The sequence below is a fragment of the Burkholderia sp. MSh2 genome (assembly GCF_000731655.1).
Taxonomy (GTDB): Bacteria; Pseudomonadota; Gammaproteobacteria; order Burkholderiales; family Burkholderiaceae; genus Burkholderia; species Burkholderia paludis.
In genome coordinates, this window is record NZ_JPGM01000119.1 from 1 (window position 1) to 11,086 (window position 11,086).

Consider the following 11,086-nt stretch of genomic DNA (forward strand, 5'->3'; position numbering starts at 1 on the left):
ACGCAGGACAGTGCATCGGGCAGCGCGTCGGGCGGACGCACGGCAGGCGGCGGCACGGGCAGCGCGAACGCGTTCAAGGAACCGGTGATGCTGTTCGGCAGCCCGTCGGGGATCGGAATGTCGACGCAGCAGTCGGTGCATGTGGTTGCGAACGATCACGTGAACGTGGCGAGCGGGCAGAGCGTGCATGTTGCGGCGGGCAAATCGCTGCTGGCGAGCATCGGGCAGAAGCTGAGCCTGTTCGCGCAGAACGCGGGGATGAAGCTGTTCGCGGGCAAGGGCAAGGTGGAGATCCAGGCGCAGTCGGACAACATCGAGGTGACCGCGCAGAAGGCGGTGAAGGTGGTGTCGGCGACGGCGCTGATCGAGATCGCGGCCGATCAGGGGATTCTGCTGACGAGCGGCGGGGCATACATCCGGATCAAGGACGGCAATGTCGAGATTCACGCCCCCGGAAAGATCGACGTGAAGGGGGCGTCGCATACGTTCGCAGGGCCGGCGAGCATGGGGTATCCGTTGCCGAGCCCAAGGCCGGATCAGCCGGGGCAGTTGGAGTTGCTGCACCAGTATGCGAATGGTGAGGGTTTCAAGGGCGGCAAGTTCACAGTGCTGGACGCCAGCGGCGGCGTGTTGCGGGAGGGCGCGCTGGATGCGAAGGGACATACGATCGTGAGCGGCTTGCCGGCCGGCGCAGCGCAGGTCCAGTTCGGCGAGGATCCGCGCAATCAGTACGATCCGTCGAGCGTATTCAAGACGGCGCAATGGCCAGCGAAGCCGTTGCAGGAAGGGAATGCGGCTGCGACGGCGATGTCTCAACTGGGCGGTCTGCTGCCGCCCGGTGCACTGCCGGCCGCGACAAAGTTGGCGGACGTCGCAAGGCAGGCCGCACAAGGCGGCATCGGGAAGGCGTTGGGCGGACAGGCGATGGGGCTCGCGCAGGGGGCGCTTGCGAACGCGTTGCCGTCGGGTGCGATGGGTGCCGTGTCGGGGGCGACTCAACTGGCCGGCATCGCCGGGCAGGTTGGCCAGGGCGGCATCGGCCAGGCATTGAGTGGTCAGGCAATGAATCTTGCCAAGGGCGCGCTCGCGGGCGCGCTGCCATCGAGCGCAGGCACGGCGTTGTCGCAGGCGGCCCAGCTCGGCGCCGCGGCAAAGCAGGTCGGCGCACTTGCTCAAGCGGCGCGCAGCGCCGTGCCCGCGCTGAGCATGCTCTGACGATCCGTTCGCGCGATACGCGACCTCACATTTTCGAATCAAAGAACAGTCATGACCGCTTCTTCGACCGTCATTCTCCCGAAACCGACGGAAGTCTACGTCGCGCCGCTGCTGCAAATCGAAACCGTCGACGTGAAGGCAGGCGTCAAGGCGTGTGACCGATGGTTGCGTGCCATCAGCCACGACTTCATCACCGTCGAGCGGCTCGAAATGGTTGCCAATGCGTTGCCGGTGGTGGCGAACATCATGGCAGCCGTCGATCTCGTGCTGGATATCAAGGACATGATCGAGCATGGGCAGAGCGGCAAGCATCCCGATGTGTTCGATTATCTGAATCTCGGTCTCGACCTGATCGGGATCATTCCGATTCCACCCGGTACGGGCGAATTCCGGATGGGCATGCGTCCGGTGATGAAGCTTGTGCGGCAGAAGGTCGTCGAGAGCGGCAAGGCGCTGGGCGAGGCGACGTTGCAGGTGATGCAGACCGCACTGCTGCAGGCGCTCATCGACAGTCTGAGCGAGCAGTTCGCCGGTCGTATCCAGAGTTTCGTCGATGGCGTGAAGAAAGAGCTGAACAACCTGCTCAAGACCTGTGCCGATTACATCGAGAAATTCATGGTCGGCTTCGCGCGCCTGTTCGAGGAGGTGGCGGGGGAAAAGCAACTCAGTGTCGCGCACAACGTCCGCGCGGCGGGGCAGCATGCGGGCCAGATTGCATCGGGCTTTGCGGCGCATGATGCACGCAAGACATTTGGCGGGCTCGGTCATCTGATCGTCGACTTCGTGAAGATCGAAGCAAAGGAGCTCATCAACACCGGGACGCAGGCGGCGAAAGTGCTCGATCTCAAGTATCGCGAGCCGCTGCTGAACGTCGCGAAGGCGTTGCGCACGATGATCCCGGTGGTCAAGGAGAAAATCCTTGCGCTGGGCGGTATCGACGCCGGCAAGATCGGTTGGTTGATCAACCTTATCCAGACTGCCATCGACAAGAAGCGCGATGCGTTGCGCAAGCAGAAAGTGCATTCGACTGGCATCAAGGAACAGGGAACGACGAAAGTTCATCGTCACGAGGGTGAGGGGCAGAAGGAAACGGTCAGGCATACGGAACCGGCCCAACATCCGGGGCCGAACGACAGCAAGCTGATCTGCCCGCGACCTTCGCCGCCGGTTGCGACGAAGCGTTCGGTGGGATTCGCGCTGGGCGACGAGCGGCTCGAGCACCACGATTTCACGTTGCCCGGTGTTCTTCCCGTTGTCTGGACACGGACTTATCGATCGTTTTTCGACGCCAATGATTCGGGAGGAGAGCTTGGTGCACGCTGGATGACGGCGTACACCACGCGTATCGATGCGCATCGGGATCGATTGACCTACCACGACGCGACAGGCCGCAGCATCGACTATCCACGGCTTGTGCCTGGCGACGCCCATGTCGACAGGAGCGAGGGCGTGACGTTGTTGCGCCTCGATGACACGTGGATCACGTTGACGCGTGGGCATGAACTGCTTGAGGCCTATGAATTGCGCGGCGACGCATTTCGTCTTGCCTTCGTCAAGGACCAGTCGGGTAACCAGGTCACGCTCGACTACGACGATCGTCATCGGCTGACGCGGTTGATTACGCCGACCGCGATCGTTGCCTTTCATTACGACGAAAAAGGGCGGATCGTCGAGGCGACGCATCATGGCGCCGATGGCAAGCGTATCGATACGTTGGCACGCTATACGTACAGCACGGACGGCGATCTCGTCGTGGCGATCGACCGGAATGGAGATCGTCGCGAATACGCGTACCGCCATCATCTCATTACACGCTACACGGATCGAACCGACCGTGCGATGAACCTCGAGTGGGACGGTACGGGGCCGAAAGCGAAGTGTGTCCGCGAGCATGCGGATGACGGCAGCTTCGACACGCGACTTGCATGGCATCCGGACTTCCGAATGGTCAGCGTGACGGACGCGCTCGGCAACGTGACGAAGCATTATTACGATCTGCATGGCTACACATTCCGCATCGTCTATCCGGATGGTCGAGAGGAATGGATGTATCGGGATGCTTATCACAATCTCATACAGCATACCTATCCGGACGGTGGCGTCGAACGCATGTCCTATAACGGACAGGACAACCTTGTTCGGCACGTTCGTGTCGACGGCAGCGTGACCGAGATGGACTACGACGACAAGGACCATATGGTTCGAATCGTCGATCCTCAGGGGGCTGTGTGGTTGCGTGAATACGACGACGCGGGGCGCGTCACGGTCGAAACCGATCCGCTCGGACACAAGACGACATACAGCTACAACGCACAAGGCTTGCCGGTAGAGGTGACCGATGCCAAGGGTGGCGTCAAGGTCATGGCGTATGACGACGCGGGCCGGTTGATCTCGCACACGGACTGCTCGGGCAAGACGACGATATGGGCCTATGACGTGCAGGGCCGGTTGACCGAAAAGACGGATGCGTCAGGCGGGGTAACCGCGTATCGCTATGGCAGCAATGGACGGCCCGAAGCCATTCGCACCGCAGCCGGTACTCAACGTGTTCAATACGACGCCGAGGGACGCCTGCTTGCGATCACGGACCCGATGGAGCGTACCTCGCGTTACAGCTATGACGTTGCGGGGCGCGTCGCGGCGCGCACCGACGCGCTGGGGAACACGCTGAGTTACGGTTATGACAGGCTCGGGCGCCTGGTGAGGTTGACCGACTCGAATCATGCGACCTATCAGTGCAAGTACGATCCCGTTGGCCGGCTGCTCGAGACGGTCGGCTTCGACGGGACGGAAACGCGCTATGTCTACAGTGAAGAGACCGGCTATGTATCCGCCATCGATGTAGCCGGGAAGATCACCGTGGTCGAATTCGATCGCGGAGGCCGGCTGGCACGACGGATGTGCGATGGTAACGAAGAGCGCTTCGCCTACGATGCGCTCGGTCGACTCGTCGACGCGCAAAATGCCTGCAGTCGCATTCAGCATTTCTTCGATCCCGCGGGAAACCTGGTGCGGGAGCATCACGCTTACGATCTTTTCGGCGAACAGCGCAGTTACGTCTGGCATCACACGTACGACGAACTGGGTACGCGTATCGGTACGGTGCGGCCGGATGGGCACAGGATCGACTGGCTCACGTATGGATCAGGGCATGTCCACGGGATGTTGCTCGACAACGAAGAGCGTGTGAACTTTGAACGCGATGATTTGTATCGCGAAGTTCAACGAACCTACGCGAGCAAGCTCGAACAGCGGACCGAATATGACCCGGCCGGCCGCTTGCTGAACTGGACGCTCCGCCGCGAGAAGGCCCCTGCGCCATTGATGGCCCGGCATTATCGCTACGACGCCGCGAGCCAGATCACCCATATCGAGGACAGCCGGCAAGGGTTGTTCGACTATCGCTACGATCCGGTCGGGCGGTTGATCGAAGCGACCGGGCACGGCAGTGCCGAGCGTTTTGCCTTCGACCCTGCCGGCAACCTTGTCGATGCCGGCAGCCCGGAACATGCGCGTACGTCAGCGCCGCCGAGCCCGGTTCGATCGGTCAGTACGCTGCCGCCTGCCGTGCCCAAAGTGCTTGGCAACCTGCTCAGGGAATATGCCGGTTCGCGTTTCAGTTACGACCCGCAGGGGAACGTCACCGAGAAACGTACGCCGGAAAGTGTGCAACGTTTTGAGTGGGACGCGTTCAATCGGCTGGTTCGTGCACGAATCGAATCGCCGGCTCGCCAAACGGATGCGCGGTATTTCTACGATGCGGCGGGGAGACGAATCGCGAAGGAGGTCGATGGGGTCGCGACGATATTCGGCTGGGACGGCAACCGGCTCGCTTATGAGAGCGATCACGAGCGCAGTACGCACTATGTGTACGAAGCGAATTCCTTCGTTCCGCTCGCACAATACGTCAGCGTACCCGTCGGCGGGATCCCGACTCCCTCGCGTGATGGTTCGGCACGTTATACCTCCGAAGACGATCCATTGCAGCGGATTCCGGTCTCGGAGGCGGACGCTCACCTGTATTACTACCACTGCGATCAAGTCGGCACGCCATTGATGCTGACCGACGAACTCGGTGAGGTTGTGTGGGAAGCGACTTACAAGGTGTGGGGTGAAGCGAAGGAAATTGTCTCACGCGTCTCGCGCGCATCCGGGCAAGCGGTGCGGAACGCGATTCGTTTTCAGGGGCAGCAACTGGACGACGAGACCGGGCTTGCCTATAACCGTCACCGCTACTACGACGCCGCGACGGCACGCTATGTCAGTGCCGATCCCATTGGCTTGTTGGGGGGCGTCAATCAATATCGCTATGTGTTGGCGCCGACCGGGTGGGTCGATCCGCTGGGGCTGAGCGAAGATCCTTGTTGCAACTGCGGCGGCAAGGCGATTATCCGGCACTACGACACCAATTCGGCGACCGGGCATTACACCGTAGAGGTGGAGAGCGGCTACATGTCGGTTCACACGCATCAGGTAATAGACAAGGACGCCGGAACCACCACGATCGTGAACGAGAGGCGCGAACGCTATATGACCGGTGACCCGATTCTGCATACCGCCGAGGTCCCGTTGCCTGACGCAAAGGCAGCCCTGGCCTATCAGCAGTCTCAGATTGGAAAGACGCTCGAAGCCTATGACGAGCGTACGAACAGTTGTGTCGACCACGTCGCGAATGTGCTTCGAGCCGGGGGAGCGGATGTTGCGCAGGGGCCCTTGGGTCAGATGAGATATCTCGGGAAGCTGGGTTTCAAGGCAAAGGTAAAGAAGGAATGAGATATCCGGGCGACCGGATTGGAAATCAAAGGTGAAATGATGCCGCTGGTGAATTGTTCATATCACGGACGTGTCGGAGGCGAGCTCGTGACTCGTGCCGTGTCCGATCTCGTCAACGATCGTGGCAACTGGAAGGGCGGCCGCAGGGTCGTGCCGTTAACGCTGGTGCGCGACGAGATCGAGTTTCCGGGCTACATGCTCGAATCCGAAGAGACGAAACTGCTTGAATTGGGCGGGACGCATGCAGGAGGAGGCGTCTATCGGTTCGACGATGACGAGTCGATGGAAACAGCTATCGGATTGTTGACGGCAACGTGTGTTGAATGCCTGAGGGAATTGATGGCCGGGCAGGAAGAAGGGTAAAGCGCCGCGTCTTCGGGGAGAGGGATGACCCAATTGAATTTCGGCAGAATCGATCGCTGTTCCGTCCGGCTCAATACCGCGACGCTGCTCGGCCTGAAGGCGGCCTATGAAGACTTCGCGAAGACTGGGCAGGATCTGCGCAACTTCGAGATCTGGATCGAAGACGAAAGTGAAGGCATGGCGGATCCGACGCCCGAGGATCACGTCATCAACGTGACGTTCGTGGCGAAGATGCCTCCCGGCATGCGCGGGCTCGGCAATGCAAGTCCGCTCGGGACGTCGATGAAATACGTCATCTCCCCGGAGACCGGCGAGCTTCTCAAGGTTTATCTGACCAAGTGACCTTGGCGGCGGTGAAGGTGGTCAGCCCCTTCGTATGTGGATAACCGCGGCGCAAACGACGCGAAACGCTGTGTGTGCAATAAGTGAGCATGCACCCGGATCGCAAGCCGGGTGCGGATCCCGGTGAATTCGGACCGTGGCAAGCCGAACCGAATGCGCGAGTACACGATTGGTCGGAGGGCAGCCTGCTCTACGATGTGGGGCCGTGTGGAATGAGCATCGCGTTTCGTGCGCTCGTCGGCGGTCCGCATGTGGACAACCCGCACACTCAACCAGTCGAACTCCTGTGCATCGAGCAGGTGAGCGCTTTGCATTGGCCCACGCGAATCAGCTTGAAGACCTTGTCTGGCACGGCCTCGCTGGAATCGAGCAGATGATGCGGATAGCTTTCGCGCGATCCGTCGTGATTGAATGCCTTGTGGATATCGAGAAGCTAAAGCACTCGAAGACCTGTGCGCTCAGCGGGTGAGGGTAATCGAATTCGGTGCAGGTGTTCGCGTTATCTCGCGGGTTGTGGATATCGCGCTCCAAAACAACCTCAAACGCTGTGCAAACGGAAAGTAAGCGAGTCGACCGATGGCTGCGCGCGGCGATCGTCACGATCGATGTGGATATCCCGTTCCGCAGCGACTCGAAACCCTGTGACTCCAAAAGGTGAGGGTGCCGGAGGCGCTTCGGTGTGGACAACCGACCAGGAAAGCCAGTCGAAACACTGTGCAGGCGAGTGGTGAGCGCAAGCGCGCCGAGCCAGCAAAGCCGCATCATTCCGGGCGCCGACGGCCACCACCGACCGCCGACAGCGCGCGCATCGTACCACTCAAGTCTGCTGATCGAGCGCCTGCGCGACCGCTTTCTCCGCGAGGCTCCCGGCCGGCCCGACCACCGCATAGTTCAGCCCGTTCACCGACCCGTACCGCGCGAGCAACGCGCCATCCACGCGTTGCCCGGCCGGCAGCAGCCGATGTTTCGATTCCGCCGGCCGGAGATAGAAGCTCAGCGTCCGCCCGGCTTCGTCCTCAAAGAGCACCATCGCAGCAGTCGCCCCGCTGTCCGTCGTGAACAAGCGTCCGCCGACCGGCCTGAACCCCGCCGCGCTCAGATCCGGCAACCTAGCCGACGCGCCCACACGTCTGGTGAGCCACCCCTGCAAATCCCCCGCACCCGTCGGCCGGTAATCGACCTTGGCCGTCTGATCGACCACCATCATCCGGTAAGCCTCGACCGCATCGCTCATCGGTGCAATGGGCGGTGCCGCGTTCCATCCACGCGCCTGCCATCCGCCGAACGTCCCCAGCCCGACGCAGAACACGAACGAAGCCGCGATCGCGAACCGCATCCGTGTGCGCTCCGCCCGCCGGCCGCGAATGGCCGCCGGATCGAGCGCGGGGTTATCCGCCGGCATCCGCACGCTTTCCAGCGCGGCCCGCAACCGCTGCGCATCCTGCTGCCATTGCTTCACCTGTTCCGCGCGCTCCGGATGCAGCGCGAGATAGCGCTCGACCGCGGCGCGCGCATCGTCGTCGAGCTGGCCGTCGACGTAGGCCTGAAGGTCGTGTTCGTTCGGAGGGGTGTTCATTTTTTCATCAATCGCAAAGAAGGAGCAGGAAGCTCGCCGTCGCTGAGCTGGCGCAGCGCCTGGCGCGCGCGGGAGAGCCGCGACATCACGGTGCCGATCGGCACGTCGAGCAGGTCGGCGACTTCCTGATAGGTGAAGCCCTCGACCGCGACGAGCAGCAGCAGGCTGCGCTGCTCGTCGGAGAGCCGGCCGAATGCTTCGAGCGTCGCGCGCGCCGCGAATTCGCGTTCGGCTGACGGCCAATGCGCTTCGTCGTCGTCGCGGATGCGGCCGAGCAGCCACGCGTAGCGCTTCGCGCTGCGTTTGCCGTCGAGAAACTGCCGGTACAGGATCGTGAAGAGCCAGCTGCGCAGCGACGCGTCGTCGCGGCGGCTCGTCCAGCGCGACAGCGCGCGCTCGAGCGTCGACTGGACGAGATCGTCGGCCGCGTGGACGTCGCGCGCGAGCCAGAGCGCGAAGCGTCGCAGCCTGGGGATGAGTTCGCGCAGTGCGTCGTCGTCGAGGGCGGTGGAGGGCATGGCCGGGCCGGTTGCCGAATGGGTCGAGATGCCGCGTAAGACGTCGGGCGGCGCCACTTATTCCACCAGCATAGGAAAAAAATTTTCGTGGAATAAAGCGGCGCGGGTGGCGTCCTACGCGGGTTCGACAATGACCTGACGGTCGGGAGCACATTCATGGAGCGATCTTCTTCCTCTTCTTCACCGCAGCGCGAGCCTGGGCGCGGGTGGTGGCGCTGGGCCGCGATCGGCGGCGCGGTGGCCGGCGTGGCCGTGGCGTTCGGGTATGTCGGCGGGTGGTTCGCGCCGGCGCGTCTGACCCCGCACCGGATCGTCGATGCGTTGCAGACGGCCGGCGGCGGCATACACCCGGGCTTCCGGCGCAATCACGCGAAGGGCGTGTGCGTGACCGGTTACTTCGAAGGCAACGGCGCCGCGAGCGCGTATTCGGTCGCGCCGTTCTTCAAGGCGGTGCGCACGCCGGTGGTCGGGCGCTTCGCGCTGCCGGGCGGGAATCCGTACGCGCCCGACAGCAGCGTGCCGATCCGCAGCCTCGCGCTGAGGCTTACCGCGCCGGACGGCGAGCAATGGCGAACCGGGATGAACGCGATGCCCGTGTTTCCGGTCGCGACGCCGCAGGCGTTCTACGCGCAATTGCTGGCGACCCGGCCCGATCCGAAGACGGGCAAGCCGGACCCGTTGAAGGTGAAGGCGTTTTTCGGCGCGCACCCGGAGACGGCCGCGTTCCGCGAATGGGTGAAAGGTGCGAAGCCGAGTGCGAGCTACGTCACCGAAAGCTATTACGGATTGAACGCGTTCTACTTCGTCGATGCGGCCGGCAAGCGCCAGGCTGTGCGGTGGCGGGTCGTGCCGGAGCAGACGGCCGGCGCCGGCGATGTCGCGACGGCGGCAGACCCGAACGTGCTGCAGCAGGACGTGACGCAGCGCATCGCTGCCGGTGCGCAGAAGTGGAAGCTGCTGGTCACCCTGGCGGAGCCCGGCGATCCGGTGGACGACGCGACGAAGGTCTGGCCCGCGCAGCGCACGACGATCGACGCGGGCACGCTCGTGTTCGACCGCGTGGAGGCGCAGGACAGCGGGCCGTGCCGCGATGTGAATTACGACCCGACGGTGCTGCCGCAGGGGATTCAGGTGTCCGGGGATCCGTTGCTGGCGGCGCGGTCGGCTGCCTATGCGGATTCGTATCTGCGCAGGACGAGTGAAGAGGCCGGTGTGGCAGGCGTGGCCAGGTTGAGTGCGGAGGGACGGTGATGAAGGCTTCTACGACGTTTGGTTTGCCGGCGCGGGTGCTGCACTGGGTGATGGCCGCGATGATCGTCGCGATGCTGTTCATCGGGGTGGGGATGGTGGCGTCCGTTTCGGAGCGGCATGCGGTTCTGGTCGCGATTCACAAGCCGCTGGGCATTGCCGTGCTGGTGCTCGTGTGTGTGCGGATCGTGGTGCGGGTGCTGTCGAAGCCGCCGGCGCTGCCCGAGGATCTGCCGTGGTGGCAGAAGGTTGCCGCGCACGGGTCGCATCTCGTGCTGTATGCGCTGATGGTGGCGATGCCGCTGATCGGGTGGGCGATGCTGTCGGCGGGCGGGTATCCGGTGACGTTGGGCGGCGGCGTGCAGCTGCCGGCGCTGGTGTCGGCCGATCCGGTGACGTTCGCCTGGCTCAGGGTCGCGCACCGCGTGCTGGCGTATTTGTTCTTCGCGACATTCCTCGCGCACTTTGCGGCGGCGCTGTATCACGGGTTGATTCGACGGGACGGGGTGGTGAGGTCGATGGCGGGGCGGTGAGCGACGGAGGGTTGCGTTCGATACGGCGGGGCTGCTTTCGGGCGACCGAGGCTGCTCCTGCCGTGCCGCTTATATATGAGCACTGGGTAGGCTCAGCGGTCCCCGGCACTGCATGTCAAAAATATTTCACAAAGGGGGTTGCGTAGTTGGGGGCAGGTGCCTACAATCACGCCTCTTTCGCGCTAACGGAAACGCAGCGCGGGAGAAAAAAAGGAAGCGGTGCTGTTGAAGTCGGTTTTATCGATTCCAGTGCACACGAAATTAAACCGCAGTCGTCGCAACGAAGTAGTTAAAAAAGTTGTTGACGAGTTTTAAAAAACGGTTGATAATCTCGCTTCTCTGCTGCTGAAAACGCAGCGCTGCTGAGAAACACGAAGTTCCTCGCAGAATGCTCTTTAAAAATTAACAGCCGATAAGTGTGGGCGCTTGATGGAAGCGAGCTGATCCTCGGATCAGATAGCAAAAGTATCAAGAGTCTCACACTAAAGTAAGTCAGGTTTATGAAGCAATTCATATTC

8 protein-coding genes are annotated in these 11,086 nt (G+C 62.4%); 6 read left to right on the forward strand and 2 right to left on the reverse strand.

Annotation, left to right across the window (positions count from 1 at the left end; all coding sequences use genetic code 11):
* From GQ57_RS37475 to GQ57_RS37490, 4 genes are all read left to right on the forward strand, one after another.
* The coding region (locus GQ57_RS37475) for a DUF2345 domain-containing protein (RefSeq protein WP_034200552.1) at positions 1–1,215 on the forward strand (1,215 nt) is incomplete at its 5' end.
* A 51-nt stretch (positions 1,216–1,266) separates the two neighbouring features.
* Entirely contained in the window at positions 1,267–5,988 is a 4,722-nt protein-coding gene (locus GQ57_RS37480; protein ID WP_052001627.1) for an RHS repeat-associated core domain-containing protein, read from the forward strand.
* A gap of 18 nt (positions 5,989–6,006) precedes the next feature.
* Positions 6,007–6,351: a hypothetical protein gene (locus GQ57_RS37485; protein WP_235212609.1), complete on the forward strand. Its 345-nt coding sequence runs from the start codon at positions 6,007–6,009 to the stop codon at positions 6,349–6,351.
* Positions 6,352–6,375: 24 nt separating this feature from the next.
* Positions 6,376–6,693 carry a hypothetical protein gene (locus tag GQ57_RS37490; RefSeq protein WP_034200553.1) on the forward strand — a complete coding sequence of 106 codons (318 nt, stop codon included), beginning with the start codon at positions 6,376–6,378 and terminating at the stop codon, positions 6,691–6,693.
* 817 nt (positions 6,694–7,510) lie between these two features.
* Here GQ57_RS37490 and GQ57_RS37495 read toward each other — a convergent pair.
* Together GQ57_RS37495 and GQ57_RS37500 are read right to left on the reverse strand one after the other, a co-directional pair.
* On the reverse strand, positions 7,511–8,269 hold the full coding sequence (locus GQ57_RS37495; RefSeq protein ID WP_034200554.1) for an anti-sigma factor family protein: 759 nt from the start codon (positions 8,267–8,269) through the stop codon (positions 7,511–7,513).
* Positions 8,266–8,787, reverse strand: coding sequence for a sigma-70 family RNA polymerase sigma factor (locus GQ57_RS37500; RefSeq protein WP_034200555.1), 522 nt, complete (start codon positions 8,785–8,787; stop codon positions 8,266–8,268). Before GQ57_RS37500 ends, GQ57_RS37495 begins: the two co-directional genes overlap by 4 nt.
* 156 nt (positions 8,788–8,943) lie before the next feature.
* On the opposite strand from GQ57_RS37500, the gene GQ57_RS37505 reads away from it, so the two are divergent.
* Together GQ57_RS37505 and GQ57_RS37510 are read left to right on the forward strand one after the other, a co-directional pair.
* Positions 8,944–10,038: a catalase family peroxidase gene (locus tag GQ57_RS37505; protein ID WP_034200556.1), complete on the forward strand. Its 1,095-nt coding sequence runs from the start codon at positions 8,944–8,946 to the stop codon at positions 10,036–10,038.
* Positions 10,038–10,568 (forward strand): cytochrome b, encoded by a 531-nt coding sequence (locus GQ57_RS37510; RefSeq protein ID WP_034200557.1) that lies wholly within the window; start codon positions 10,038–10,040, stop codon positions 10,566–10,568. The genes GQ57_RS37505 and GQ57_RS37510 overlap by 1 nt, the downstream gene beginning before the upstream one ends.
* Positions 10,569–11,086 lie beyond the last annotated feature (518 nt).

Bases quoted from the DNA above. Each gene is read 5' to 3' on its own strand.
- GQ57_RS37495 (WP_034200554.1), bottom strand. From the start codon at position 8,269: ATGAACACCCCTCCGAACGAACACGACCTTCAGGCCTACGTCGACGGC.
- GQ57_RS37510 (WP_034200557.1), top strand. From the start codon at position 10,038: ATGAAGGCTTCTACGACGTTTGGTTTGCCGGCGCGGGTGCTGCACTGG.
- GQ57_RS37500 (WP_034200555.1), bottom strand. From the start codon at position 8,787: ATGCCCTCCACCGCCCTCGACGACGACGCACTGCGCGAACTCATCCCC.
- GQ57_RS37490 (WP_034200553.1), top strand. From the start codon at position 6,376: ATGACCCAATTGAATTTCGGCAGAATCGATCGCTGTTCCGTCCGGCTC.
- GQ57_RS37505 (WP_034200556.1), top strand. From the start codon at position 8,944: ATGGAGCGATCTTCTTCCTCTTCTTCACCGCAGCGCGAGCCTGGGCGC.
- GQ57_RS37480 (WP_052001627.1), top strand. From the start codon at position 1,267: ATGACCGCTTCTTCGACCGTCATTCTCCCGAAACCGACGGAAGTCTAC.